Genomic DNA, 25231 nt, shown 5'->3' on the forward strand with positions numbered 1-25231 from the left:
AAAGAGCCTCTTCAATTTTGAAGAGGCTTATTTTTATTTTAAGTATAAAGCTCTTTGAATTAGGGTTTTAGAAATAGATTTACCATCCTCATGTTCTACGCTTTAAATAAATAATATTTTGAACGAATATTAAATTGGACTGCTTACATGATGAACTATAATTTGACTTGAAAAAATGTTGTAGTGATGTTACTCCCTCTTCATTTATGGGGAATCTATTGAACTTTATTATGTATTTATTTTCTCTAAATCACAAAAAAGCATATTTAGAGAAACCTATTGAACCATATTGCTATACTATGTTATACTAGCTCTGTATCACAACAAATCCCTAGAATCCCTTATATAAAGGGATTTCAGTTGTCATTATATTAGTTAGTTACGTTTTTAGTTACGTTCGGGAAAAAACTCGAAAAATCATAGTGCTTTAAGTATATTAGCGAACTTTTCAGCAGTTTCTTTCTTTTTCTCTTTAGCAAGATGACTGTACAAATTCATTGTGATCGAATAGTCTGCATGTCCTAATCTCATTTGAATTTCTTTAGGATTTACATCATTGTTCATTAGTAGGCTTGCGTGAGTGTGACGGAAACCATGAAAACCTATGTTAGGAACTTTTGCTTTTTTAAAGTGTCGAACTAAGTGCTGTCTTTCGAGTTCGTAAGTTCTCATTTTTTGATGATATGAGAAAACTAGAGAATCATGCAAAGATATAGCACCGTAATTTTGGTGTTTTCTCCACTCTTTCAACATTGAAATTGTCTCGCTATCTACAGAAACTAAACGATTGCTTTCTTTTGTTTTTGCACTGTCTTGTATCTCATTGCTGTATTGTATGAGTGTCTTAGATACACTAACGGTATTATTGACAAAATCAATATCAGACCATGATAAGGCTAAAGCCTCACAGATACGCAAACCAGTAGCAAGCAAAAGCTTGTATAGAGTAGTGCTTTTTATATTTGCTATGGTTGATTGTAACGAGTCAAGGTAATCCAAGAAGCGTTTGAGTTCATCATTGTTAAAATACTTTATTTTTTTGACTGTTCTTGTCTTAAGTTTTGGAGAAAATACTTTTATAGCTGGGTTGTCTGAGATAACACCTAGTTGCATACCATAATCAAGAATGCGTTTGATGATATTGAGCAACAATTTATAATCTTTACTTTTTCCCTTTTCACGATTACCGTTAACTATTTCAGCAGTATTGGCATTTCTAGCCCAGTCATTAACAATATTTTGCAATAGTACAGTTGTAATTTTCTCAACTTTATAGTTTCCGAGTGCTGGCAAAATATAATTTTTTAAAAAATTACTATTGATTCTGATAGTGTTTGCTTTTACTGTCAATTTATAAGAATCAAACCAACTAGTGGCTAAGGCATTAAAATTGTCAAATGAAACTTTTTCTCTTGCAACAGTAGAGCCATTTTTGATAAACTTATTCATAGCTTGGTGAGCTTTATTCTCGCACGTTTTACGGTTCTTGGCTGTAACCGTGGTGCGTACTTGCTTACCTGTTAGGCTATCTACACCAAGATAGACATTTACTTTATAGACGGTTGTACCGTCTTTTTTTTGAACTTCTTTAATATTCATTTTTTCTCCTGTTCTATTGTCGGGCAAGACATGATTAAGGAGAAAGCGATAGTATTAAAGTTTTATTTATTCAAATTCCATATCATCGATACCGTCAGTAAAGTTTTCTAAAAACTCATACTCATTCATGAAGTTTATCCAGTAATCTACTTGCTCTTCGTGACTGTGAAAGCGAGGCTTGTTTTCTGCATTTTTAATTCCTTCTGCCACGTTTGTGAAAGCGCCGCTTATGTTCATATCCCACATCTTGTTAGCTTCTTTTTCAATACGAGAATCAGGCCATTTAGCAGCTGGCTTTCTACTGGCGTTTTTATCTAGCAAGTAAACTGTAGATTTTTCCAAAAATTTACCTTGAGCACGAGTATTTTCTTCAACATATTTTCTAAATTCTGTGTAATCCATTTTTCATCCCTTACTATAAACAGTGGCTATCTAGTTGAGGTTGACCGATTATTTCATCAAACACCTCAACAACCAATCCATAATGACGTTTTTCTAACTCAAAATGTTCAATAAATTTATCATAATCAATAACATCCGGTTCCCAATCGAACTGAGCAAGCCATTCATCGGCTCTATGTTCAATCATATAGCGGTCGGCTTCTCTTTCTTGCCTTCTGTCCCAACCAGAAGAACGACAATCAAGATGTCTATGCCCAAAGGAAACGTGCCCTATTTCATGAAGTAATATATTCTGAGTTACCTTTTCACTATTGAATATATCAATAAAAATGTAAGTTGTTCCTCTAATATTAAATTTCATTCCATCTTTAAGATGAGGGTAATCTGAAAGATTATAATATTTTATTTTTAGTGCGAGTTCTGAAAGCAACTCTTTTATAACTGACATATATTTTACCCCCTGTCATGGTCTTCTTCCCACGCTTCACGGAGCAAATGTTTATAAAGTTCTTTTTCTCTATCTGTTAGAGGCACGCCATCAAAAGCTACAGCTTCGTCTACGGCTTCTTGAAGTTCTTCGTCAGTAAGCGGAGAATTTATATCAAAAAGAGGAGTAACTTTTGGTTTTGGTTTAACAGCTCTTTTAGCCTTTTCTTGCTCTTCCAATTGAGAAGAAGCAGTGTTTAAAACAATTTTCTGACGTGGTTCTTCGAGTTGTGAACTGATTTTATTTATTTCGGATAGAGTTGTAGAAAGGTCAGAAGCACCATACATTAATGTATCAGGATCAGTATTGAATAGATTGACCATTTTATCAAAATCTTCAACCATGGGACTTCTAACCCCTTTTATCCATTTCGAAATAGCTGACTCAGATTTTCCTAGTTTTTCGCCAAACTCTTTCATTGTCCAACCATTCTCTTTTCTGAAATAATCTATCATTTCAGGTAGTCGTATTTTTTTCATACACTAATTATAGTACAAACAACAAAACTTGTCAATTTGGAAAGTTTTAACTTGACAAATTGGACAGTTAAGGTTATAATTAACTCATAAAGTCAAACAAGCGAACAAACAAAACAGTTGCGAAGCTTCTGTGAATGTAGTTACACGTTGTATTCAACTCAGCGTAAGTAGCAAGTTTGGCAAATAAAAAATATCAGGAGAAATTATGGAGAGTTTACAAATTCCTAATTGGGTTGTAAAAGAATTAGAATCAGCAAGTATTGGTTCCCACGGTAATTGTCCTAGGTTCCTTAGAAGATTTGATAGTTATTCTAAAGAATTTCAAGGTTTTTGGTTGAATAACTATGATATCTGTAATGCATGGTTAAATCCATTGACACGACAATTTGTAAAAATTGTTTAAAATAAAAAGCCCCAGAGGGGGCGGAATTCATTTTGATTTATCGCTACTTAGGTAAAAAGCTATAATAATTATGATTACCGTCTTGGCTTGTATGGGTACATCTTTTGAAGTCATTACTTGTTCAAGTGCAAAATAAACTATCCATTTAGACATCTCAGTTTTATCAGAAAAAGGAGCAATCATATTATGAGAGAGATTATACATACGTTTTTTCAATTCTTTTCCGAAGGATTGAGAATTATAGGGCTTTATTTCATCTTTTATTGGTTTATCAGGATAGTCAGATGGATCAAATTGAGACTGGTTGTAAATGGTATTTTTATTACTGATAAAAGAATTATTAATTGTATCAATAGACTGCAAAGTGATATTGATAGACTCCAAAGGCTGCTTGATAGAAAGTAATTTTATTTCTTTGAAAAGTTCTGAATAATTTGGTATCGTCCACCTTATGTTTTCATTAATAGCATTACTGATGGCAGTCATTTCTTGTACTAGATTTGCAGTAGGTTGAATAGATTCTTTTAAATAATCAGTAAGATTTGGGAAAGCTTGGCTCACAATTAATTGATTATTTCTTAATGCAGCTTGATTTATAGTGTTTATTGCGGACATTGTACCTTTAAGTGAATCATTATAAATAGGACTCAAAGAATCATTAAGTTCTTTAATAAGTCTTTGTAATTGTTCAAAGGGTGAATAATCATCATTATCGTTCATAAAACCTCCAATATAATTTTAGTTTAGTCACTTACATTATATCACGGAGTTATGATATCGCTCACAACGAGCAGGGAAGACTGGCGAACAGGTTCGATTCCTGAACTTCCCTTACTGCGAAAGCAGAAATTTAAAGCAAAGAAAGGAGCCAGTATGGCAGAGAAAAAAACTTATGAGCCACTAGATGAGTTATTAGACTCTTCAGGAATGAAGTATAAAGTTATCGCAAAAAAAATTAACGTTCCCTATACAACATTTTATAAGTGGCGTATCAACCCATCTAGAATAGATGCTGTTTCAGCAGCGAACATTGCAGAGGTTATTGGAGTAGATTTAACCGATGTTATTTTCGTGCTGAAAAATTTTAATCAAAAACTTGACAAATTGGCTAGTTAGAAAGGCAAAACATGAACGAATTAATTAAAATTTCGTCAAATGAAAATGACGAACAAGAAGTAACAGTTAAATCTTCACTTGTCGAAGCAAATGAATTAATTAAAGCAGTCTTCTCGGATTATGGAATTCAAAATGAAGACGGAGAACAAATCACTCGAAAAGAATTTGCTGACTTGGTTGGTCAAAAAATTTGGCTAGTAGCTGAAATTTTAGGAATTGAATTAGATTAGAAAGGAGTTCATAAATGAACGAATTACAAAACATTGATGGCTTTAATGCCAAAATCTACGGAACAGCAGAAAATCCTCTATTCCTCGCGAAAGATATTGCAGACATGTTGGAGATAAAAAATAATCGAGACATGCTTAATAATGTTGATGAAGATGAAAAGCTGATGTCGTCAGTATCTACATCAGGTCAAAATAGAAACATGTGGTTTTTAACAGAAGATGGTCTTTACGAAGTACTTATGACTTCGCGTAAACCACAAGCGAAAGTTTTCAAGAGAAAAGTAAAAGAAATTTTGAAGTCTATCCGCAAAAATGGAGCTTACATGACTAATGAAGTTATTGAAAAAGCTTTAACAAGTCCAGATTTCATCATTCAACTTGCTACTAATCTTAAAGATGAGCAAGAAAAAACAGCGATGTTATCTCAACAGGTTGCAGAAAGCAGACCCAAAGCAGATTATTATGACCGCATCATGAAATCAAAATCTTTGGTAACGATTAGTCAGATTGCCGAAGATTATGGAATGAGCGCCCAAGCATTAAATAAAATGCTTTATGAGTTAAAAGTTCAACATAAAGTTGGTGGACAGTGGTTATTATACGCTAAACATAAAAATCATGGTTATACATTTAGTGAAACAAATGTTATTCCGAATCACAAAGATGGCGGAGAAAAAGTTGTTATGAATACTAAGTGGACTCAAAAAGGCAGAATGTTTATTTACAACTTACTAAAAACAGAAGGTATTTATCCCACAATTGAACGAGATGACGTTGCTTAGAAAGGAGAAGCTATGGGAGAACGATATGATCCAATGGCTGCATATCTAGCTAATGGCGTTCTGGAAGAATTTCGTAAGATGACGAATGAATGGCTGAAATTCCAAAAGGAGCTGTTCAAATACGAAAGCAAGACTGGAGAAATCAGGCAGGTTGATTTGTTGAAAGAATTCCACATGTCATCAGATACGCTTAAAAAGTGGAGAGAAAACGGATTACCTTCGATAAATCGAGGTGGTTCAGTCTTCTATCTCTTGGAAGATTTACATGATTTTTATTACTAAAATGTCGGGCAAGACATGATTAAAGAGAAAATGACTACCTCCACATACCAAGTTAATTTATTAAATGCGGTGCTCCGCTAGAAAGGCAGAAAATGCACTATATACCTAAATATTCAAGAGATAGACAAAATAAAAGACAGTCACAAAAATTTGTAACCGTCCTTGATAAAAAGAAATTAGCTAAAAGTTTGGATGAAAATAAACTCATTGTTACTAACTTACGAGTAGATACTTTAAAAAAAGTAAAGCTTATATGAAATACAAGCTAGTTTCAGCAGTGTCTACAATTTTACCATTTTTTCTTAAAGTCAAAGTTAAAGTAAAAAACTCTTTTTTATGTATGACTGGGATAGTTATGTCAAATGATAATCCTAGTGCTGTTAAAGATTTTTGGCCAGTTTCCATTGTGACTCTTTCATCAGGGAAAGCTTGTTCTGGAATTAAATTTTGTTCCGTTCCATCTTTTAATGAAGTTACCTGAATAGAATAATTATCTGGCTCACTATCTAATAGCAAATTTGATTTCACTTTAAAAACAGTATTCATAATCGGTTCTTTTGGGTAATCATCTACAGTAAATATTGTAGAAGGTGCTTCATTATTATGACTAGCATAGAAAAAATTAATTTTATTAGACATACTTTTTCCTCCTTTCCATAAAACTAAGCAAATACCGCAAATATCTGCTCACAGTAATTATAGCACTCGGAGGATTAAAACGCATACATAGAAAGGAAAACGAAATGGAAACAACAATAATAAACGGGCGCAAAGTCCGAGTGTTGCCAACCAATGTTGGACAAATCTATCATGATTTAATCAAACGAGAAAATCGTGGAGTAGTAGTCTTTGAAACTTGGCAACGTCCAGACGGAAGTCTTTATATGACTTCACGCAAAAAGAATAAACAAGAGCTTGCTGCTGATAAAGCTGCAATGCTTAACGAATGTATTTCAGACTGGAAAAAAGTTTGGAACTAAAAAAGCCCTGCATGGCACGCAGAGCAAGTAGGAAATTCGCCAAAACTTCTACTTAAATTATACCACGAATGCCTAAAAATTTGAAATGGAGAATTGAAATGGACTTACAACTTATACCAGTAGATGGTAATGGACAAAGGGTTGACTTGAATCCATCAGCTATAAAAGATATGGATAATATCACACTTACAGAATTCTTAGCTCAGGCAAAGATTATAGCTGACCTTTATAAAAAGGGCGAAACTGAGGTTAAAAAACGGCTCGATGAAGGTCAACAATTTAATCGTTTGAGTTATGGCAAAAAGTCCGAACGAAGAGTTTTAAAAATGAATAATAAACAGAAGCGTGATTTAGTAATTTCTCGCGGTTGGGATTGTGTAGAACCAATTCCATTAGGCAAATTAATAGAAAAATTCGGGAAAGATATCGAAAACGAATTGCCAGTAGTAATTACTAAAAATAAGCCACCTCTTAAATGGGATGCGTGAGGTAAATCATGGCTGATTATGAAGAACAAATGCTTGCCTTACAAAAACCTTTGCAACCAGACCGAGTAGTTTGGAGAGTTCAACAATCAGGATTTTCTAAACAAGGGAAACCTTGGGCTATGGTTCTAGCTTATATGGATAATCGGGCAGTTCAAGAACGTTTTGATGAAGTTTTTGGAATTGCCGGATGGAAGAACGAATTCAAAACAGCTCCAGATGGTGGAACATTATGTGGTATATCCGTTAAGTTTGGAGACGAATGGGTCACCAAATGGGATGGCGCAGAAAATACTCAGGTTGAAGCAGTTAAAGGTGGATTATCTGGATCAATGAAGAGAGCAGCTGTCCAATGGGGAGTAGGTAGATATTTATATGACTTACCTACCAGTTTTGCTCAAACATCACTTGAAAAGACTGATGGTTGGAACAAAGTTTTTGATAAAAAAGCAGGAAAGAACTTTTGGTGGAATAATCCACAACTTCCAAGTTGGGCTTTACCTCAGAATTCAAAGGTTCAAAATACAAAAGCTGATTTTACTGAAGAAGAGGTACCAGCTCCGCCTAAATTATATTTTGTTGGTAAAGATAAAAAAGAATTTGATGAGAAAAAGCTTCAAGCTGTAGTTAACAAAATGGCTATTATTGCCGGAAAAGACTATGGAGCAAGTGTTGATGAACAAAATGATTGGCTAAAAATGCCACTTGATGAAGCATACAATGATATCGAAAAATTCGTAGATATAAAAAAGGAAGAACAAAATGATTAACAATGTCACTCTAGTAGGAAGAATCACTAAAGAACCTGAACTTAGATATACACAACAAAATAAAGCAGTTGCTTCATTTACTCTTGCAGTTAATCGAGCATTTAAAAATGCTAATGGAGAAAGAGAAGCTGACTTTATCAATTGTATTATTTGGGGTAAATCAGCCGAAAACTTGGCCAATTGGACTCATAAAGGTCAATTAATTGGAGTTACTGGTAGTATTCAAACTCGAAACTATGAGAACCAACAAGGGCAACGAATTTATGTAACAGAAGTCATTGCAAACAATTTCCAATTACTTGAAAAAAGCAATCAAGCAAATGGTGAACGAGCTGGTAATACAGCTTCAAAACCACAAAATAATGATTCTTTTGGAAGTGATCCAATAGAAATTTCAGATGATGACCTACCATTCTAATAAGTGCTGGAGGGTGGCGGATGAAAGAAATGTGGATAAAACTAGACAATAATTATTCTGTAAGTAATTTGGGAAGAGTAAAATCTTTCCTAAAAAATAGCGACGGAAATATTTTAAAGCAATCAACCGATAATTATGGTTATAAAAGAGTTGGAATCAAAGGCCAAGACGGAAAATGGAAAATCGTTCAGGTCCATAGATTGGTAGCTAAATTATTTTGTGATGGTCACTTTGAGGGAGCAGTCGTTAACCATCTTGATGAGAACAAAAGCAATAATAACTTCTTGAATTTAAAGTGGTGCACCCTAAAAGAAAATAATAATTACGGTACTGCAATAGAGCGCATGAGGAATAAAAAGTCTCACCCCATTTATTCACTAAACCCAATAAATGGCGAAGTGACTTTCTATAAAAGTATGACTGAAGCAGAGAAACAAGGATATCATAGTGGCCATATCTCCGCATGCTGTAAAGGCAAACAACGTACACATAAAGGTTTAAGTTGGCATGAAATTTAAAATTATGGTGCTGATGCAATGAGCTTAAAACAGGGATAGTTCCAGTCGGTGGTAGCATCCCAGCCATATTATTTTATGAGTATTCAGTGCCTGCACATAAACACTCATTGCCAGCTTTTAATTTGAAATAAAAAAAGCTCCTAAGAGCAATTAGTCATATTTTTGAGGTTGGATAAGCCCGTCTTTGAAGTACTTAGTTTCTGAGCCACAATAATTACAAAAACAATCAGTTTCTGGGAATGCAACTGGATCATCAGGATCGTTCATTTCACAGTTATCATCCGAACAGTAATTTGAGTTAGCAGGATATCCACAGTTTGGACAAAAAGTAAACATTTCTTCGAGATTTGGATAGTGACATTTAATGCATCTTGATTTATTTTCTTCTTTCATGAGAACCTCCATTTATTTTCATTATAACATTTTCCGAAGAAATTAATCACAAGAAGGAAAGGAAAAACTTGGCAACAAAAAGTAAAACTAAAATATATTTTTGGATAAAACTAGATGAAAATTTCTTTAAAAATCTAGCAATTAAAAATTTGAGGAAAACAGTAACTGGTGGAGATACTTTAGTGATAATTTACCAGCAAATGTTGTTATCTTCTTTACCTAATAATGGAGTTATCTATTATGAGGGTACTTTACAAGATATCGCTCAAGAAATTGCATTAAATCTTGATGAAAAGCTTGATGATGTCAGATTGGCTATAGATTATTTCCAAAAAGCAGGTTTATTGCAAATAGGAGATGACGGAAGTGCAGAAATGCTTCAAGTTCCAATGCTTATAGGACAAGAAACAAATTGGAATAAATATAAAAGGGATAAAAAGTTGGAAAATTTCCAACCAACTTCCAACCAACTTCCAACTAGTTCCAACCAAGCTCCAACAGAGATAGAGAAAGAAATAGAATTAGAAATAGAATTAGAAAAAGAAATAGAAAAAGAGAAAAAAACAGAAACAGAAGAATTATTCTCGAACTATTTTTCTATTTTCACTAATTTATCAAAAAAGAATCTTTCAAGAAGAGCAATGGCATTGCAAGTATTTATTACACTATCTTATGAACAAAAGGAACGTTCTGTTATTGGAGCAAACAACTATGTAGAATATTATAAATCTAAAAATCCTGGAGATAATGAAGCAAAGTTTAGTATTAATGCTTATGAATTTCTTAGCAATATGATGTTTGAAGAATATCAGCAAAAAGTAAAAGTTAAAAAAGAAACTCTCGGGGGTCTTATCTAATGGCTTTTGATACATGGAGAGATGACGGAGAGTTTGCTATTAAAGCAACTGATGTTTTAAAAAACTATCAAGAAGGTGGGGAACTTGGCGTGTGTGAAGTTCACGGCTGTGAGATTATCGGATCTAAGAAATCTGTGCTTTCTTATCCTAAGAATGAAAAAGGTGAAGTGATTGGAGAACCTTACTTATACGATGTAAGAGTTTGTCCGATGTGCCATGCTGAAGGAATAAAGACAGTTGCTACTAAAGCTGTCAATGACTTCTTAGGAGAATTCAAAGCTAAAAAGGGTATTGATTTGACTGAAAATGTCATTGTTAAATATGATTTCGCTGATGAATTAAGTGTTGTATCTTGTGACAACATGGTCAAGTGGATTGTTACCAATGTTGGCAGACAGAAAAAAGTAAAACGATTAAAGGTCAGAAAGTACATACAGATTTCTGAAAATAGATTTTCTAGTGATGAAGCAAGAGAAAAATATTTGAAGATATTACACGATATTGAAGAAGCAGAAATTCTTATTTTCGATTCATTGGCAGATTTTACAGCAAATCAAGCTGAAAAAGCATTGACCCCTTTATTAAGCGCAAGTGATAACTGCTCAATTATCATGTTAACAATTCCAGAAAGTGATGAAAGGCTTGAACAATTGCCAGCAAGATTGAAATTTAAACTCAATAATGCGCAAGTAATGAATTTCTCAAGTACAGGACACCAAAGATGAAGTTCCAGAAAACTAAAAAGTCAAAATATGGAGCAAAGAAAACAACGGTTGATGGTATTGTATTCGATAGCAAAGCTGAATCAATCTACTATTTGCAACATAAAAATGATGAGCGGATGACCATGCAAGAGAAGTTTGTTCTCATGGATAAATTCAGATTGAACGGAAAACTTTATAGAGAAATAGCTTATAAAGCGGACTTTGTTTTCAGAAATGAAGCTAACGAGATTATCAAAGTTGTCGATGTAAAAGGCATGGTCCTACCTGAATTTAAAATGAAAGCAAAATTATTTGCTAACAGATACGGTATTCCAATAACAATAGCTAAAAAAGTAGCGAGAATGAATATGTTCGAGGAGAGCGCGATATGACAGCATTCAGAATCATACCAACTGTTAAATTATTTAACTTAGCTAAGAAAGCAAGATATGACGGTTATGGAAGTAATTCGGTTTATATCACAGTTAGAACTAAAGGAAGTCATGAGCTGGTTGAAATTTATCGAGATATTAAATCTGTTTTCAACAACGGAAAAGATATGACTTGGAATCAACTGTTTAATTTTATGGATAAGCAACTGACAGAATCATTAGTTATATTTGAACAGCTCTAATTCATGAAAATTACGGTTACATTGAGCGCTTAAACCATTTCGTGGATAATTTATCACGAACAATCTAAAAGCGCTTAGAAAGGATTTAATAGTCATAAATGAAAGCATTAGAATTTTGGAATTTAATTGATAAATATCTCAAAGAGAACAATATGAGCTTGACTCAATTAAACAATGAATTATGTTTTAGACCAGGATATTTAAAAGTTAGAAAAGACAGGCATAAAATTCCATCAGCCATTAAAATGGTTAAGCTCAAAAATATTCTTAGTGATGATGTCTTATACGAATTAATTACAACTTTCTGTGTACTCCCAACAAGTTTGCATGATATTAGAGAAGTTGATGATTTTATCTTATCACTCGAAATATCGAAAGAGATGAGAGAAAAACAACGAATGAGACGCAAATTACAAAGAACAACTAATTAAAGGAAAAACAATGAATAAAAAATTAATCACAACAGCAGTAGTCGCAGCAGGAATCTTTGGTTCATCAACTTTTGGAGCTTATGCAGCTAATGCATGGGCAGGACATCAAAATATGGTCGCTGTGCAACAGAATATCTCTATCTTGAAACAACGCTTGCTAGACCGAAACGAACAGCTTAAACAGGCTAATAATAGCTCACAGCAATATGCAGACCAACTTAATCAATTGAACAACCGAATCAACCAGTTGAAAGACCAAATCAATCAAGATAACTCAAACTTGCAAAATCAAGCTGCTAGCTATCAAAATCAACTGAACGCACTCAATCAGCAAAAAGAAGAAGTCGCTAGACAATTGAATCAAGCGAACCAAGACAAGGCGAAGATGGCGCAACAAGTTAGTGACTTGAACTCAAAGCTAACTGCCGCTCAACAAAAGACTGACGAGCTATCTCAAGCTGTGACTGATGCGCAACAGACTAAAGATTTATCAGACGATGCTGTAAATGCTACGAAGTGAGGTGGGAAATGACAGTTGAAAGTTTACTAAAAGTGATTGCGGATCACACTTCAGTGATTTTAAAAGATACTATCGGGAATACTTTAATTCAATTTAATTATGGCGAGAATGTTGAAGTATTTAGCCCAGTATTCCTATATCGTAAAGTGAAGATTCTTGAAATAGACAATACTAGAGAACTAATTGCTGTCTTGGAGGACATGAAAAATGACTAAGTTTGAATTACCTGAAAAACCAAAGAAAACGAACACGTCAGAAGACTTTAATAACTTGAGAAAAGCCGTTGATGAGCTGGATAAGTTCGATTATACATGGAAAATGTATGCTAATAAAGCTGACCGCAGAATAAATGCCGCAAACAAGTATATTGAAGAATTAGAACGAGAAAACCAACGATTGGTAGCTGAAAACTTGACTGTCAAAACATTGGTTGATAGCGCAAAACCACAGCAAGCCCTGCCAGTCATGCCTGAGTGTGTGGGTAGCTGGATTGAAAAAGATAAAAATTATGGACGAAGTGTTTATCATGGTTTACGAAGACTTGATGATGAGGTTGGTGTTACAGCTCCGAGAGATGTAGCTAAATGGGTATTTGAAAATAATGAGAACTTAAATCTATTTATCCGTGCATGGCTAGACGGCTACACAATCGAAAAACCGCAGCTGTTCTATTTGCGTGAGAAGAATACTAATTATTATTTGAATATGTCAAAAAATAATGGGCTTGAATTAGTTCCAAATCCATATTTTGATGAAGATAACCAGTTCACCCAGCAAGAAATCGACAGCATGGAAACTGGGAGCTATGAGCTTGTGCCTGTGGAGGACGGAGAATGACAAGAGGATTTAAAAAACTAGACGAAAATGCGACTATTCCAGAACGAGCGACAAAACATAGCGCAGGATATGACATTTCAGCAAGTGAAACAGTTACGATTCAACCTGATGAAATTAAAATGGTAAGTACAGGTCTAGCTGTTCAACTCGGACATGACGAAGTACTGAAATTATATGACCGCTCAAGCAATCCAGTTAAGCGTGGCATTGCATTGATTAATTCAGTAGGAATTATCGATTCAGATTACTATCCGCAAGAATTTAAAGGCTTATTTATGAACATTTCAAAAGAGCCTGTAACCATTTCTAAAGGTCAAAGAATAATGCAAGGGGTATTTGTCAAATACCTTACAACAGACGATGACAACGCAAATGGAAAGCGTACAGGCGGTTTTGGTAGCACTGGGGAGGTGTGAAAAAATGATGAAGCAAACAACATGTTATGGATGTGATAAACCAATCGAACCTGAATGGCTTCCAGAAGGAGAATTTATTGTATGTGATGAATGTTCTTCAGACACTGACAAACTTTCGGTTGAAAAACTCCAAGAACAGCTTAACACTGCGAAAAAAGCACTGACAGAAATAGCTGGTGGTCATACAGTTGAAGACGCAATATTTAATCATCAACTTATTGCAAGTAAAGCACTCGCAGCGATTGGAGGGGATGATGATAGGGAATAGAAAACGGTGGCAGCTTCCTATCAAAGCTAAAAATGCTGGGGAAGGACTCTATATCCATTCTAAGGCGAAATTCCATTACTTTACAGATGAAAATAAATCTCTATGTGGGAATCACAACCAGTTATGGTATGTTTTTGAAACTTATCCTGATGAAAGAGACTGGAAAACTTTTGATGACAGTGTTTATTGTTCACGCTGTTTAAAAATACTCAAAAAAATTGAAGGGAGCGGCGATGGACAATAAAAGAATTTCTGAAATCGTTGAAGAAGAAATGATAAAGCAAGATGCAAACAGATATCGTGATATGAGGAAAATTCTCAAGATTCCGAAAAGCATTGCGGATGAGTTGGAAGAAGAAATTGAAGAAGCATACAGCAACGATTACATTCGTTCTTATAGTGATGTCGGGGCTTATATGGAAGTAATCACTGATGGACTTGATGAAGATAGTGAGCTTTATAAATTTATGTTTCCAACTAATGATGCCTTACTCGGATGTTCACATCGTAATATAATCTATCTCTACATGGTGGATAATGATTTAGTGAAAGTGGGTGCTGATGAAAATTGAATTAGAAACAAGACCTTGCTTGGTAACTTTTAGTAGTAAAAAGCAGGTCGAAGGAACTTTTATGGGACTATTTCAGCATTCGTATACTCATGGAGATTCACCAATAGTTGGTGGGTTTAAAGCTGGAACTGTTGCTTATCCTATTGCTATTGTAGAAATCAATGGAAAAATGTCAGAAGTACGAATTAGTCAGATTGAATTTCTTGATGTTGCAAAAAGCGAGGTCTCACAATGACCGACAAACTAATATCGCTGGTCAATGACTGGTGGGGAGGGATTGAATATGAATAAGAATAACTTAGCTGAAATTAACAAGATCGAACGTGAGATTAAAGAGATTGATTCAATTGTCGATACTTATATTACAGCACCTAGAAATTTACGTTTAATTCAATTCAAGAGACGTTTCAAGATTCGACTTAGAGGATATGGTGTTTTAGAAGAAAAAGAATATCTCATGGATGATACTCTTACTTCCAAAGTAATCGGCATACTCAGAGAATATAAAGAAGATTTAATAGCTAAGCAAAAAAAACTGTGGGAGGAAGAATGAAACTTTTGTGTAAGCTGTTCGGGCATGATTATGACCCACCAGCACTTATTGGAGATGAAGCACCAACATATTGTAGTCGTTGCGGTGAATTATATGTGGACCAGTCTTATTTCAACCGCTCAGACTTTGACGAGTCAGAGAACGTGAGAGGGGAGGAATGAAAAAACTACCACCATATTGGTAGTAGTTGTATGTCATTTTAGACTAAGTTTTCCAAATGTTTAACTGCGTCTTCAATGGTATTTCCATAACCATAGATTCCTGAGTTATCAGCAAGATTTGCTCTAAAAATATCATTTGAAGTATCAAGAGTTACTGTATATTGGAAAAATTTATTTTTGTTAGTGAATGTCATAATTGCATTCTCCTTTCTTAAAATATGAAAGGCATAGCGAAATTCTATACTGCCAAGTATAGCACGAATAACTTTAAAATGCAAAAAAGCCCAAGCTGACCTAGCTTGAGCGGTTGTTGTAAAAATTATTAGTTACTATTGAATGGTCACATTCATTATACCACTGATTAATTGATAACTATAAAATTTGATTTATTAAAAAATCTTTAACTATAACAAAAAACCCGAACTGACCAGGTTCGAGTTATATGTTCTAGGTTTAAATTTTATTCTTAAAATTTAGGTCTACTACATTATACCATAAGAAAAATAAATAATAATAAAAAAGCTCGAGTTGACCAAGTTCGAGCGCAAGTAAAACCAAAACTTTTTGTTTTTATGGTCTTACAAATTATATCATACTGAGCTAGGAACTCGCTAAACTCAACTGGAGGAGAAATAAAATGTGGATTTCATTTATGATTTTAATTACTATTATTGTAATCACAACAATCATTTCAATATTATTCTGGATATTCAGTGATAGATATTATAGAGTATCTAATACTATTATCACTTCTATTTGTGGTTTCTTTATTGCCCTAGTATGGTTCTTGCTTATATTTGCGCTCTCAAGTGTTTCAGTTCCAACTGGATATGCTTCACTAGAGAAAAGTTGGGGAGGACGATATACTGGGAAAGTTTTCACTGAAACTGGAAGACACTTCTGGGCTATAGCTCCATCTTATGACACAAAGCGAGTAGATATTAGGAATAACAAAGAAGCTGTTCCAGTCAATGTAATGAAAGACAAAACTTACAATGTAAGCGCCAGTGTTGAAGTAGTATATGATTTGCAACCAAATAAGTTGGTAGATCTACTCTCTAACTATTCTGACTATAAGAATACAGTTATCGGAGCAATCGTTAAGAATGTTATTACCAGTAATAATATACTTGCAAATTCTCAATCTTTAACTCCAAAAGATGAGAAAGAAATTGAGAACGAATTAGCAAAATATGGTGTTAAAGTTACAAATATTTATATGAACAGTTATAAGCTGACTAACTCTAGCAATTACGCATTGAATGCCAACGTTAATTCAAATAATAATTAATAATAAAAAGCCCACGGCAATGGGCTTTACAAAGGATTTATTCTAATACTATTATAACATAACAGGAGTTAGAATATGACAAAAGAATTGACGAAAGCACAATGGCATGATGTTCGAATGACCTTAAGAATTATCATTCGCAATAAGAAGAATGCCAAACAATCTCTGCTTATCAATGAAGCATTAGACAATATTAAAGACGAAGATGATCGTAAGATATTCAAACGTTATTATATTGATGGCTGGGGTATCATTAAGATCACAATGAATATGTATTACTCAAAGACTGCAGTCATTGCAAGGAATAACAAAGCGACGCAGCAGTTTGCTGAGAAATATGACGGTGGTCATTTACTTAAGATGTTCCATGAATAATATAAAGAACGCTACTTTTTCGTAGCGTTTTTGTTTTACGATTGAATCATGATAGATGTGAGTACACCAAAGGCAAGACATAGGTTCTATTGCTCAGGAGCTTGGAGACGTATGAGAGAACAGATACTCAAGCGTGATAACAATGAATGTCAATGGTGCAAAGCAGAAGGTAGAGTGACAACGGCTAAGACTGCGACACTAGAGATAGATCATATCAAGGAACTTGAGTATCATCCAGAGCTTGCACTAGAGCCTAGTAACCTTCGTACCTTGTGTCACGACTGCCATAACAAGAGGCACGAGAGACACAGATACAAGCAGTTTGATGATGAAACTTTTGAATTCTGATTTTATTGTTCGGAAATTACAAAAAAATAATTAAAATATACCCCCGGGTCTAAAATAATTGGGTTTATTTCCGAATTTACCACAGACCGGTTGGGGTTTTTTAACCAAATATAAAGCCATTTTTTTGAAAGGGGGGGTAACCATGGCAAAAAGCAAACTTGAAACAGAATTATTAGGGCTAATTAATGAAAAATCAGCTTCAGAAATCGAAAAGGTGGAGAGATATTGTAGTTTGGTTAGAATATCCAGAAACCTTGATAAATCTATTTCTAAAGATGGAACGATGATAAAAGTCGTTAATGGTAATCAAGAATTTTTGAAACCAAACCCTGCCATTTCTGAGAAAGTGAAAATTAATACAGCTCTTATAAAATTGGATGAATTTTTCGAGGAAAAACGAGCCGAAAAGGGCAAAAATAATGATTTTAATGAGGAAGATTTATATGCTGATTAAATATGTCAGTGATTATATCAATTCTTATCATGCTCAAAAAGTAAAACTTAACAAGGAACGTATAGAACTTGTTGAATATATCGCTAGAGAAATTGAACCTCGTCTTGAAAGAAAAGAGATTTACTTTGATGAAAATCAAATAAATAAATGTATCAGATATATCGAAACGTTTTATTTTAAACTAGAGGACTTTCAAAAATTTATTATTAGTTTCATTTTTTTATTTTGGAGTGATGGTGATGATATTGTTTTTGAACAATTTTTAATCATGATGGGACGTGGTGGCGGTAAGAATGGTTTAATTTCTGGAGTAACTAACTACTTGCAAACTCCAATGCACGGAATACCCAAATATCATATTTCGCTTGTCGCAAATAGTGAAGATCAAGCTAAAATGAGCTTCGAAGAAATCTACGACACAATTGAGATGAATGAAAAACTTCAAAGAATGTTTTCTTGGGGCAAAAAAGAAATCAAAAATCGCAAAACCCAGTCTATTATTCGCTATAAGACAAGCAATGGAAATACAAAAGATGGGTTGCGTGATGGGGCAGTAGTATTTGATGAAATACACCAGTATGAAGATCACAAAGTAACAGATGTTTATATTTCTGGTTTGGGGAAAGTTGCTAATCCAAGAGAATTCTACATTGGGACAGATGGATTTGTCCGCGAGGGATTTATTGATGAAATGAAGGAATTAGCTCAAAAAGTACTCAAAGGAGATGCTAATTTTGATGAATTATTTCCTTTTATTTGCAAACTGAACGATGAGCAAGAAGTCGATGATCCAACAAATTGGGAAATGGCTAATCCTATGTTTACTCTTCCAATGAGTAGTTACGCGAAAAGATTGTATAAAAAGGTTACAAAGCAATATAAGAAACTGGAAGTAAATCCGAGTGGGCGTGATGAATTTATGACCAAACGTATGAATTTGCCGGTTACTGACATCGAAAGAAGTGTAGCCACCTATGAAGAATTAAAAGCAACTAAAAAAGAATTTCCAGAATTAAGAAATCTACCTGCGGTTGGAGGATTTGACTTTGCCTCTACTCGTGACTTTATTGCAGTTGGTGCTTTGTTTAAGGTTGATGGGGATTATGTTTTCAAATCTCATTCATTTGTTCGTAAAGAATTTGTCGATAGAATATATAGCTATTCAAAACCAAATGAAAATGTTAATGGTAAGCGGCGATTTGCTCCGATTAGACAATGGGAGGATGAGGGGTTGCTCACAGTATTAGATGAACCCTCAATGGATGCACAGCACGTTGTAGACTGGTTTGTTCGTATGCGTGATGAAGAAGGCTATGAATTCCAAACTATTTGTGGAGATGGCTATAAAATGAGGGAGTATTTACAACCTAAATTTGAAGAAGCTGGGTTTGAAGTCTCTTGGAATGGCAAATTTGAAGAACCGCTCGGTTATCGTGTGGAAGTTATTCGCAACTTTAGGGCTATCGATGCTCAATTATCAACTGTAATTGAGGATAGTTTCGCTAATCAAAAAATTAATTTCGGGGATAATGACATGATGCGGTGGTACACAAATAACGTGCTTCGACACTTGAAAAAAGATGGGAATGTGGAATATATCAAAAAAGAAGATGTCAGACGAAAAACAGATGGATTTAAAGCTTTTGAAGCAGCAATGTTTAAGGCTGATTTACTAAATGAAGTAGATACCACTGATTTCTATGATAATTTGGGGTGGTTTATGGGATAAAACGATACTTTTTGAGAGTAAAAATATTAGATAATTTACTTATGAAGTTATCAGCGAAAGCAAACAAAATGTAATTCGTTCGGTTGGATATACTTCTAAGCAAGTCATTGCTCGAACCAGTGGCTTACTATATTATTGGTGCTGGCGATTGAAGTTCAGTTAAATGACCAAGAGGGAGTAACAGCCAATACAGTTACGAGTTATAGTTCTAGGGATTGAGCGTATCGTAACATAGTTAGTGGCTATCTAGCATAGCGAGGGGTGACAGGCACCAGAACTAAACCTGACTGCAATGTCCGATTTAATGGCGGAATAGCGTTGCTGGACGATAAAACCAGCGTAGCAAGAGAGGACGCTGAAAAGTGTGGCTGAGGGGCTAGGTTCGAATCCTAGACTTGCTATATCCAACATTATTTGGGGCTGATAATACTAGTACAGTTTCCGAATAATATTAATAAGTCAGTGCGGTTGGAGCTGACAGCAAGGGATAGAAACGACTTCGCTAATAGAAGTTATAGAGTTCGAGCCTCTATCTTGCTATTGCCATTTGATGGCGCAAATGAATTAGGCGTGTGGCTATACATTCCCTAATTCAACCCTGTGCAGGGTGCAAGCACAAAAAGAAATAATAGTCATTTGTATACTGTCTTTGCAAGAGCTAGTACATTAAACAGGATGGGTGGCAAGGCGTCACGCTAGTTTCATAAGCTAGAATAGAACGGTTCAATCCCGTTATCCTGAATTGAGAGCTAATGACTCTCTGGGGCTTGCAAGTTTGCGGGCGACTTCGATTGCATTGCCTAATACCGGTGCATGGAAAAATATTTAAATTATTTATTAGTCAGTTTACGCTGGCTATTTTATTACAGGTTGTCCAGTGGGCAGCCTTTTATTTATAAAAACGCTACTTTTTCGCCCTACTTTTCCATTAAACTTGAATTAAAAGTACGGAAAGGAGAAAATGTGGGACTATTTTCAGACATTTGGTCATCTGTAAAAGATAAATTAAGCACAACCGATTTAACTGGGTATGACGCATTATTTAATGCACAAGTCACGCTTGGTATTAAGAATGCTGCTTTAGAATCTTGTGTTTCTTACTTAGCAAGAACTGTTTCTAAAGGTAAATTTGTATTTAAAAACGAAAGCTCAATTACAGATTCTAAATTTGATTATGCTTTAAATATGAGACCAAATCCTAACCAAACAGCTAGTGAATTCAAAATTTCAATGATAAAAAAGCTGTTAAATGGTGAGTTATTAGTTATACAGGATGGTGATCAGTTCTATATTGCTGATAATTTTGTAACAAACTATTCGCTTGACGGGAACACATACACGGGAGTGACAGTTAACTTCTCCAATAGCAAAGTTTCTAATGCTCCTAATTCTGGACCATACGCTCAAAAATATTTTAATAGAACCTTTATTCAAGGAGTGGATTGTTTTCACTTAGATAATGACAATATTGGTATAAAAAAATATGTTGATAGTCTATGGGATGATTATGGGAAATTATTTGGAATCTTAATTGCTAATCAGCTCCGTGTAGGGCAAGTTAGAGCAAAAATTAGCATTCCTGTTACTAGTAAGATTGATGATAATGAAAGAATAAAATTACAGCAACAATATGCGACAACCTTATACGAAAAAATGATGAATGATCCTATTGTCTTTATTCCTGCAGACGATAAAGCAAAGTCTTCGTATGATGAAATTTCTTCTAGCAAGTCCGCAACACTTCAAAATCAGATTACTGACTTTTGGTCTTTAAAAAAAGTTTTTATTGGAGAAGTAGCAGGATTGTTGGGAATTCCTCCGGCACTAGTGCTTGGAGAAACTGCTAATAATTCTGAAAACTTGGATTTGGCGATTGAATCCGCAGTGATTCCATTAGGGAACAAATTATCAGAAGGATTTGCAAGTATTTTAATTAAAAAATCAGGATATTCAGTTGGTAATACCCTACAAATGACTGGATTTAAAACAATTAACATCCTTGATAGGGCTGATGCAATTGATAAAGTTGGTTCAAGTGGTGTGGTTAAAGTAAATGAAGTTCGTGAGGCTGCCAATTTACCACCAACAGAAGATGGTGACAGATTTATTATGACTAAAAATTATGAAGAGAAAGGAAAAAATAGTGAAGACACTTAAGTTTAATGGCGTAGTTGCCGATAACGATTATGAAGAAGTGTATGACTGGTTTGGTATGGAATGCATCACCCCGCAAAAAGTTGCAGACTTCTTAAATGAGGCTAATGGAGAAGATGTTACCATTCAAATTAACTCTGGAGGTGGCTCTGTATTTGCTGGGAGTGAGATTTTCACAGATTTAAGCAAGTATCAAGGTAAAGTTATTGCTGAAATCTCTGGTCTTTGTGCAAGTGCTGCGACATTCCCACTTTTAGCAGCTGATAGGGTGGCGATAACTCCCATCGGTCAAGTTATGATTCATAACGTATCAATGGTTCAACAAGGCGACTATAGAGATATGGCTTCAAGCTCGGATTATTTATTGGGGTCAAGTGGAAATTTAGCAAATCTCTATGCTGACCGAATGAATATTTCAGCAGAGGAAGCTCAAAAATTAATGGACAACGAAACTTGGTTTAATGCAAAACAAGCTGTTGAATCGGGAATAGTTGATGAAATTCTTTTTGAAAATAATCAATCTGTTCAAATGGTTGCAAGTTTCTCACCAATGTTATCACCTGATAAGATTAATCAATTTAAAAACATGATTAAAGGAGATGACAACAAAAATCACACGATTAATATTGCTCTTGACAAGAAACAAATGGATTCAATTAGTAAATTAATTGATGAAAAAATATCTGAAGTAAAAGCAGAATTTGAAGCTGATAACTCGGCAGACAAGCCACTTAAAAATCAAAAATTTAAACCACTTTTCCTAGGAGGAATTAAATAATGGACTACACAAAATTACCTAATTACGAAGCAGCTGTAGGAAAATATACAGATGCAGTTGCTAACGGAGCAGATGAAAAAGAACAACAAAAATTATTTGCACAGACTATGGAAGTTATGGGCACTGAAATTGTTGAAAAACTTGCTGATCAAACAAACGAAAAAATCAACTCTCTAATGTCATCTCGTTCTTCTGAAGTAATGTCAGCAGAAGAAACAAAATTTTTTAACGATATTACTTCTGGTGTTGGAAATGTAGAAAAAACCTTGCCTCTTGAAATTATCAATCAAGTTTTTGACGAATTGACTTATGCTCATCCGTTGCTTGATATTATCAAATTCCAAGATATGGGGCTTCGCACTAAAGCGATTATCTCTGATGGTATCTATAATGGTGGAACAGCAGTATGGGGGACATTTGCTGGTGATATCCAAGGTAAGTTGAACCAAAACTTCGGGGAACATGATTTTTCTCAAAATAAACTTACTGCATATACTGTTATCCCTAAAGATGCTCTTGACTATAGTTATGATTGGTTGAAAACCTTTATCATCTTACAATTGTCAGAATCTATTGCAGTTGCTCTCGAAACAGCTTTAGTACTTGGAGATGGGAATAACAAACCTGTTGGTTTAATCAAAGATGCTACAGTTGTAAATGGAACTACTACATATGGAGATAAAAAAGTATCAGCCGACCTTTCACCGCTTGCTGCTTTAGAAAATTCTCAAGATGTTTCCAAACAAGCTGCTAAAATTCTAGCACCTATCATGAAAAAGTTGTCATTCAGCGAAAAAGGCATTCCTCTCAATATTGCTGGACAAGCAAAAATTTTGGTTAATCCTCAAGATTATTACAATTTCACTGCGATGTTCTTATATTTGAATGCTAATGGAGTATGGGTTGATATCTTGCCTTTCAATATCTCTGTAGTCCAATCAATGGCCGTACCTGCTGGTAAAGGAATTGTATTTGTTGCAAATCGATATAATGCTTATCGTGGAAAAATGACAATGCAAGAATTTGACCAAACGTTTGCTCTTGAAGATCTTCAACTTTATACTACCAAATCATTCTATTGGGGCAAACCAAAAGATAATAATGCTTCAGCCCTTGTTACAATTGCGACCGTACCTGCCGGGTAAGGAGTAGTCAATGAAATTAAAAGTAAAAGCTGTCTTTGATGATTTAAAGGAAAATGTTAGACGTGAAGTTGATGAAGTTTTTGAGGCTTCCGTAGCAAGATTCAAGGAGCTTGAAAAAAAGCTCCCTGGTTTTGTTGAAAAAGTGGAGGAAAAAGAAGATAAATAATAGGAGTTAAATATGAGTAATGCAGAAACTTGGGCCGATGATAACCTTAATTCATTCAAACAAAGAATGAGAATCAGTACTAATGATTCTGACGAACTTGCTAACTTAACAGATATGCTCATAGCCTCTTATACCTCAATTCTTAGATTAGTTGGAGTGCCTGATGCAAGTGATCCAGAAGTTAAGGAATTAATTTTTGAGCGTTCACGTTATACTTACAATGATGCTTTAGATGAATTTAAGGAGAATTATAAGCAAAATATCCGTGACGTTTTTCTAGCTAATCAACCTACTGATGATGTAGGAGAGACGCAATGATTAAATCGCAAAAACTACTTAAATCATCTAATCGTACAAATAACGGAACGATGCGGACTAAAGTTACATTTCAAGGAGTAGGGCTTGATACGTCATTCGACGGGAGAGGCGGTGATCCTATTGTTCTTTTTAAAACCTACGCAGATCTTTACTCCCCTAGCAATAAAGATTTAACAATCTTGGGGAATCAAAATGTTAAGAATGGAGCAACGATAAAAATTCGTGATCCCTTAACGAGTTATCAACCTAAAAATGATGACAAGGTTATTATTGATGATCCTAGATATTCAGGTCAGGTTTGGGGGATAGTTGACATTCAGCCTGATTTTCATGACCGAACTTTCTTGAAAATAATTCTAGGAGGGACGAATCTTAATGAGTAGTTCAATGACAATCAAAGGGTTTGAAGAAATTGAAGCAAAACTAAGAGAAAAATTTAGTGAAACTCGTGTAAGAACAATCGAAGGTAAAGCTCTTGGAAAAGCAGCAGATGAAGCTGTTGTTGATTTGAAAAGTACTCTTCAAGGATTCGCTGATAGTGGAGATACGGTGGCTGGGGTTGTTCGAGGGAATGTTTCAAGAGCTTCGGGATTTCCAATAATTAAGATTGGGAACAGTGGTAAACATTGGAGATTAGTTCATTTAGAAAATAATGGATTTACTAGGAATGGTAAGAGCTATCGTTATAAAAGCTTTGGTGCTTTACAAAAGTTTTCAAACGCACAAAGAAGTAAGTTTGTAGAGTCAGCTCAAAGGGATCTAAAGGAGTTAATTGAATGAAAGATATGCTTAACGAATTAATGGAAGAGTTAGCAACTGATTCAGAAATTCAAGAAATTAAGCAAAATCAAGGTTTTAAGAGCTATGTTCGCTATGATGAACTTCCAAAAGATAAAACGAGCATTACTGTTATTCCTTCTGGTCCTCCTGAATCAGTGGGATTTGCGAGTAATGATTCATTATCAAAACATTTTATCTTCCAAGTGAGTATTGAAGCGATTCAGCGCGATGTTCCAAAAAAACTTCAAAGGAAAGTTGAACAAATTCTTAAAACTAAGGGATTCTATCAAATGTCAGGTGGTTTAGATGATTATTTCTCAACCACTAAGAGATATGTGGATGCAAGATTTTATCAAGGCAATAGCCAATTATATGATGATTATTAATAAAGGAGAA

Annotated in this window: 47 protein-coding genes; 39 read left to right on the top strand and 8 right to left on the bottom strand. The window is 34.6% G+C overall.

The genetic code is table 11. The features are described from left to right. Positions 1-417: 417 nt before the first annotated feature. The 4 genes from RSC39_RS04875 to RSC39_RS04890 form a co-directional block, all read right to left on the bottom strand. Entirely contained in the window at positions 418-1599 is a 1182-nt protein-coding gene (locus tag RSC39_RS04875; RefSeq protein ID WP_332535501.1) for a site-specific integrase, read from the bottom strand. Positions 1600-1665: 66 nt separating this feature from the next. Next, the gene (locus RSC39_RS04880; protein ID WP_332535504.1) at positions 1666-2001 is read right to left on the bottom strand and encodes a hypothetical protein; all 336 of its coding nucleotides are present in this window, start codon (positions 1999-2001) and stop codon (positions 1666-1668) included. Between the two features lie 13 nt (positions 2002-2014). Next, positions 2015-2449 (bottom strand): zinc peptidase, encoded by a 435-nt coding sequence (locus tag RSC39_RS04885; protein WP_011676954.1) that lies wholly within the window; start codon positions 2447-2449, stop codon positions 2015-2017. 5 nt (positions 2450-2454) lie between these two features. Continuing rightward, a complete protein-coding gene (locus RSC39_RS04890) occupies positions 2455-2967 on the bottom strand; it encodes a helix-turn-helix domain-containing protein (RefSeq protein WP_332535506.1) in 513 nt (170 codons plus the stop codon). Between the two features lie 205 nt (positions 2968-3172). Between RSC39_RS04890 and RSC39_RS04895 the strand changes: the two genes are divergently transcribed. Beyond that, on the top strand, positions 3173-3370 hold the full coding sequence (locus RSC39_RS04895) for a hypothetical protein (protein ID WP_058224595.1): 198 nt from the start codon (positions 3173-3175) through the stop codon (positions 3368-3370). 27 nt (positions 3371-3397) lie between these two features. Here RSC39_RS04895 and RSC39_RS04900 read toward each other — a convergent pair whose 3' ends face one another. Beyond that, positions 3398-4090 (bottom strand): hypothetical protein, encoded by a 693-nt coding sequence (locus RSC39_RS04900; RefSeq protein ID WP_058224596.1) that lies wholly within the window; start codon positions 4088-4090, stop codon positions 3398-3400. Positions 4091-4243: 153 nt separating this feature from the next. On the opposite strand from RSC39_RS04900, the gene RSC39_RS04905 reads away from it, so the two are divergent. From RSC39_RS04905 to RSC39_RS04925, 5 genes are all read left to right on the top strand, one after another. Continuing rightward, positions 4244-4486 carry a hypothetical protein gene (locus RSC39_RS04905; RefSeq protein ID WP_015966780.1) on the top strand — a complete coding sequence of 81 codons (243 nt, stop codon included), beginning with the start codon at positions 4244-4246 and terminating at the stop codon, positions 4484-4486. A gap of 11 nt (positions 4487-4497) precedes the next feature. Next, positions 4498-4716: a hypothetical protein gene (locus RSC39_RS04910; protein ID WP_075070419.1), complete on the top strand. Its 219-nt coding sequence runs from the start codon at positions 4498-4500 to the stop codon at positions 4714-4716. A gap of 14 nt (positions 4717-4730) precedes the next feature. Further along, on the top strand, positions 4731-5498 hold the full coding sequence (locus RSC39_RS04915; protein ID WP_075070420.1) for a phage antirepressor KilAC domain-containing protein: 768 nt from the start codon (positions 4731-4733) through the stop codon (positions 5496-5498). Positions 5499-5510: 12 nt separating this feature from the next. Continuing rightward, positions 5511-5780 carry a hypothetical protein gene (locus RSC39_RS04920; protein WP_023164536.1) on the top strand — a complete coding sequence of 90 codons (270 nt, stop codon included), beginning with the start codon at positions 5511-5513 and terminating at the stop codon, positions 5778-5780. 92 nt (positions 5781-5872) lie between these two features. Further along, positions 5873-6037: a hypothetical protein gene (locus RSC39_RS04925; protein ID WP_332535514.1), complete on the top strand. Its 165-nt coding sequence runs from the start codon at positions 5873-5875 to the stop codon at positions 6035-6037. On the opposite strand, the gene RSC39_RS04930 is transcribed toward RSC39_RS04925, so the two are convergent. Continuing rightward, on the bottom strand, positions 6030-6419 hold the full coding sequence (locus RSC39_RS04930; RefSeq protein WP_311916830.1) for a hypothetical protein: 390 nt from the start codon (positions 6417-6419) through the stop codon (positions 6030-6032). The two genes, RSC39_RS04925 and RSC39_RS04930, sit on opposite strands and share 8 nt — an antisense overlap. Positions 6420-6523: 104 nt before the next feature. Between RSC39_RS04930 and RSC39_RS04935 the strand changes: the two genes are divergently transcribed. The 5 genes from RSC39_RS04935 (at position 6524) to RSC39_RS04955 (ending at position 8951) form a co-directional block, all read left to right on the top strand. Further along, complete coding sequence (locus tag RSC39_RS04935; protein WP_015967983.1) at positions 6524-6760, top strand: DUF1408 domain-containing protein; 237 nt, start codon at positions 6524-6526, stop codon at positions 6758-6760. 98 nt (positions 6761-6858) lie between these two features. Further along, a complete protein-coding gene (locus tag RSC39_RS04940; protein ID WP_332535519.1) occupies positions 6859-7248 on the top strand; it encodes a hypothetical protein in 390 nt (129 codons plus the stop codon). A gap of 8 nt (positions 7249-7256) precedes the next feature. Then, positions 7257-8015: a Rad52/Rad22 family DNA repair protein gene (locus tag RSC39_RS04945; protein WP_332535521.1), complete on the top strand. Its 759-nt coding sequence runs from the start codon at positions 7257-7259 to the stop codon at positions 8013-8015. Continuing rightward, positions 8008-8433 carry a single-stranded DNA-binding protein gene (gene ssb / locus RSC39_RS04950; RefSeq protein WP_332535523.1) on the top strand — a complete coding sequence of 142 codons (426 nt, stop codon included), beginning with the start codon at positions 8008-8010 and terminating at the stop codon, positions 8431-8433. The genes RSC39_RS04945 and ssb overlap by 8 nt, the downstream gene beginning before the upstream one ends. Before the next feature lie 20 nt (positions 8434-8453). After that, positions 8454-8951 carry an NUMOD4 domain-containing protein gene (locus RSC39_RS04955; RefSeq protein WP_332535525.1) on the top strand — a complete coding sequence of 166 codons (498 nt, stop codon included), beginning with the start codon at positions 8454-8456 and terminating at the stop codon, positions 8949-8951. A gap of 150 nt (positions 8952-9101) precedes the next feature. On the opposite strand, the gene RSC39_RS04960 is transcribed toward RSC39_RS04955, so the two are convergent. Beyond that, positions 9102-9344 carry a hypothetical protein gene (locus RSC39_RS04960; RefSeq protein ID WP_332535527.1) on the bottom strand — a complete coding sequence of 81 codons (243 nt, stop codon included), beginning with the start codon at positions 9342-9344 and terminating at the stop codon, positions 9102-9104. A 68-nt stretch (positions 9345-9412) separates the two neighbouring features. Here RSC39_RS04960 and RSC39_RS04965 point away from each other — a divergent pair, with 68 nt between their 5' ends. The 15 genes from RSC39_RS04965 to RSC39_RS05035 all read left to right on the top strand — a co-directional run bounded on the left by RSC39_RS04965 (position 9413) and on the right by RSC39_RS05035 (position 15297). Beyond that, positions 9413-10201, top strand: coding sequence for a phage replisome organiser protein (locus tag RSC39_RS04965; protein ID WP_332535529.1), 789 nt, complete (start codon positions 9413-9415; stop codon positions 10199-10201). After that, a complete protein-coding gene (locus tag RSC39_RS04970; RefSeq protein WP_332535531.1) occupies positions 10201-10926 on the top strand; it encodes a hypothetical protein in 726 nt (241 codons plus the stop codon). Before RSC39_RS04965 ends, RSC39_RS04970 begins: the two co-directional genes overlap by 1 nt. Beyond that, complete coding sequence (locus RSC39_RS04975) at positions 10923-11297, top strand: DUF1064 domain-containing protein (protein ID WP_011835831.1); 375 nt, start codon at positions 10923-10925, stop codon at positions 11295-11297. The genes RSC39_RS04970 and RSC39_RS04975 overlap by 4 nt, the downstream gene beginning before the upstream one ends. Then, a complete protein-coding gene (locus RSC39_RS04980) occupies positions 11294-11539 on the top strand; it encodes a DUF1031 domain-containing protein (protein WP_332535533.1) in 246 nt (81 codons plus the stop codon). The genes RSC39_RS04975 and RSC39_RS04980 overlap by 4 nt, the downstream gene beginning before the upstream one ends. 98 nt (positions 11540-11637) lie before the next feature. Further along, positions 11638-11970: a hypothetical protein gene (locus RSC39_RS04985; protein ID WP_332535535.1), complete on the top strand. Its 333-nt coding sequence runs from the start codon at positions 11638-11640 to the stop codon at positions 11968-11970. A 10-nt stretch (positions 11971-11980) separates the two neighbouring features. Further along, complete coding sequence (locus RSC39_RS04990) at positions 11981-12490, top strand: hypothetical protein (RefSeq protein ID WP_332535537.1); 510 nt, start codon at positions 11981-11983, stop codon at positions 12488-12490. A gap of 8 nt (positions 12491-12498) precedes the next feature. After that, entirely contained in the window at positions 12499-12705 is a 207-nt protein-coding gene (locus RSC39_RS04995) for a DUF1125 domain-containing protein (RefSeq protein WP_332535539.1), read from the top strand. Beyond that, positions 12698-13327: a DUF1642 domain-containing protein gene (locus RSC39_RS05000; protein ID WP_332535541.1), complete on the top strand. Its 630-nt coding sequence runs from the start codon at positions 12698-12700 to the stop codon at positions 13325-13327. Before RSC39_RS04995 ends, RSC39_RS05000 begins: the two co-directional genes overlap by 8 nt. Next, positions 13324-13743, top strand: coding sequence for a dUTP diphosphatase (locus tag RSC39_RS05005; protein WP_332535543.1), 420 nt, complete (start codon positions 13324-13326; stop codon positions 13741-13743). Before RSC39_RS05000 ends, RSC39_RS05005 begins: the two co-directional genes overlap by 4 nt. Positions 13744-13747: 4 nt before the next feature. After that, entirely contained in the window at positions 13748-14011 is a 264-nt protein-coding gene (locus tag RSC39_RS05010) for a hypothetical protein (RefSeq protein ID WP_332535545.1), read from the top strand. Next, positions 13998-14255 carry a hypothetical protein gene (locus RSC39_RS05015; protein ID WP_332535547.1) on the top strand — a complete coding sequence of 86 codons (258 nt, stop codon included), beginning with the start codon at positions 13998-14000 and terminating at the stop codon, positions 14253-14255. Before RSC39_RS05010 ends, RSC39_RS05015 begins: the two co-directional genes overlap by 14 nt. Next, entirely contained in the window at positions 14245-14583 is a 339-nt protein-coding gene (locus RSC39_RS05020) for a hypothetical protein (protein ID WP_332535549.1), read from the top strand. The genes RSC39_RS05015 and RSC39_RS05020 overlap by 11 nt, the downstream gene beginning before the upstream one ends. Next, positions 14573-14818 (top strand): hypothetical protein, encoded by a 246-nt coding sequence (locus RSC39_RS05025; RefSeq protein ID WP_259749506.1) that lies wholly within the window; start codon positions 14573-14575, stop codon positions 14816-14818. The genes RSC39_RS05020 and RSC39_RS05025 overlap by 11 nt, the downstream gene beginning before the upstream one ends. A gap of 48 nt (positions 14819-14866) precedes the next feature. After that, complete coding sequence (locus RSC39_RS05030) at positions 14867-15136, top strand: hypothetical protein (protein WP_332535554.1); 270 nt, start codon at positions 14867-14869, stop codon at positions 15134-15136. Next, complete coding sequence (locus RSC39_RS05035) at positions 15133-15297, top strand: DUF1660 domain-containing protein (protein WP_332535556.1); 165 nt, start codon at positions 15133-15135, stop codon at positions 15295-15297. The genes RSC39_RS05030 and RSC39_RS05035 overlap by 4 nt, the downstream gene beginning before the upstream one ends. A gap of 38 nt (positions 15298-15335) precedes the next feature. On the opposite strand, the gene RSC39_RS05040 is transcribed toward RSC39_RS05035, so the two are convergent. Then, a complete protein-coding gene (locus RSC39_RS05040; protein ID WP_014572174.1) occupies positions 15336-15491 on the bottom strand; it encodes a hypothetical protein in 156 nt (51 codons plus the stop codon). Positions 15492-15934: 443 nt separating this feature from the next. Between RSC39_RS05040 and RSC39_RS05045 the strand changes: the two genes are divergently transcribed. The 13 genes from RSC39_RS05045 (at position 15935) to RSC39_RS05105 (ending at position 25221) form a co-directional block, all read left to right on the top strand. After that, positions 15935-16588, top strand: coding sequence for an SPFH domain-containing protein (locus RSC39_RS05045; RefSeq protein WP_332535558.1), 654 nt, complete (start codon positions 15935-15937; stop codon positions 16586-16588). A gap of 75 nt (positions 16589-16663) precedes the next feature. After that, positions 16664-16963 carry a hypothetical protein gene (locus RSC39_RS05050; RefSeq protein ID WP_332535560.1) on the top strand — a complete coding sequence of 100 codons (300 nt, stop codon included), beginning with the start codon at positions 16664-16666 and terminating at the stop codon, positions 16961-16963. A gap of 48 nt (positions 16964-17011) precedes the next feature. Continuing rightward, complete coding sequence (locus RSC39_RS05055) at positions 17012-17311, top strand: HNH endonuclease (protein WP_081213458.1); 300 nt, start codon at positions 17012-17014, stop codon at positions 17309-17311. Positions 17312-17453: 142 nt separating this feature from the next. Beyond that, positions 17454-17765, top strand: a complete 312-nt coding sequence (locus RSC39_RS05060; RefSeq protein WP_127093852.1) for a P27 family phage terminase small subunit — start codon at positions 17454-17456, stop codon at positions 17763-17765. Then, entirely contained in the window at positions 17755-19494 is a 1740-nt protein-coding gene (locus tag RSC39_RS05065) for a terminase TerL endonuclease subunit (RefSeq protein ID WP_332535564.1), read from the top strand. Before RSC39_RS05060 ends, RSC39_RS05065 begins: the two co-directional genes overlap by 11 nt. Positions 19495-20307: 813 nt before the next feature. Continuing rightward, positions 20308-21651, top strand: a complete 1344-nt coding sequence (locus RSC39_RS05070) for a phage portal protein (RefSeq protein ID WP_332535566.1) — start codon at positions 20308-20310, stop codon at positions 21649-21651. Beyond that, entirely contained in the window at positions 21638-22426 is a 789-nt protein-coding gene (locus RSC39_RS05075) for a head maturation protease, ClpP-related (protein WP_332535568.1), read from the top strand. The genes RSC39_RS05070 and RSC39_RS05075 overlap by 14 nt, the downstream gene beginning before the upstream one ends. Further along, positions 22426-23571 carry a phage major capsid protein gene (locus RSC39_RS05080; RefSeq protein ID WP_332535570.1) on the top strand — a complete coding sequence of 382 codons (1146 nt, stop codon included), beginning with the start codon at positions 22426-22428 and terminating at the stop codon, positions 23569-23571. Before RSC39_RS05075 ends, RSC39_RS05080 begins: the two co-directional genes overlap by 1 nt. A gap of 10 nt (positions 23572-23581) precedes the next feature. Beyond that, positions 23582-23737 (top strand): hypothetical protein, encoded by a 156-nt coding sequence (locus tag RSC39_RS05085; RefSeq protein ID WP_167593704.1) that lies wholly within the window; start codon positions 23582-23584, stop codon positions 23735-23737. Between the two features lie 12 nt (positions 23738-23749). Further along, positions 23750-24055, top strand: a complete 306-nt coding sequence (locus RSC39_RS05090; RefSeq protein ID WP_332535575.1) for a hypothetical protein — start codon at positions 23750-23752, stop codon at positions 24053-24055. Then, a complete protein-coding gene (locus tag RSC39_RS05095; RefSeq protein WP_332535577.1) occupies positions 24052-24438 on the top strand; it encodes a phage head-tail adapter protein in 387 nt (128 codons plus the stop codon). Before RSC39_RS05090 ends, RSC39_RS05095 begins: the two co-directional genes overlap by 4 nt. Beyond that, positions 24431-24835 carry an HK97 gp10 family phage protein gene (locus RSC39_RS05100; RefSeq protein ID WP_332535579.1) on the top strand — a complete coding sequence of 135 codons (405 nt, stop codon included), beginning with the start codon at positions 24431-24433 and terminating at the stop codon, positions 24833-24835. Before RSC39_RS05095 ends, RSC39_RS05100 begins: the two co-directional genes overlap by 8 nt. Then, a complete protein-coding gene (locus tag RSC39_RS05105; RefSeq protein ID WP_332535581.1) occupies positions 24832-25221 on the top strand; it encodes a hypothetical protein in 390 nt (129 codons plus the stop codon). The genes RSC39_RS05100 and RSC39_RS05105 overlap by 4 nt, the downstream gene beginning before the upstream one ends. Positions 25222-25231 lie beyond the last annotated feature (10 nt).

It is taken from the genome of Lactococcus sp. (assembly GCF_036648155.1).
Lineage (GTDB): Bacteria > Bacillota > Bacilli > Lactobacillales > Streptococcaceae > Lactococcus > Lactococcus cremoris.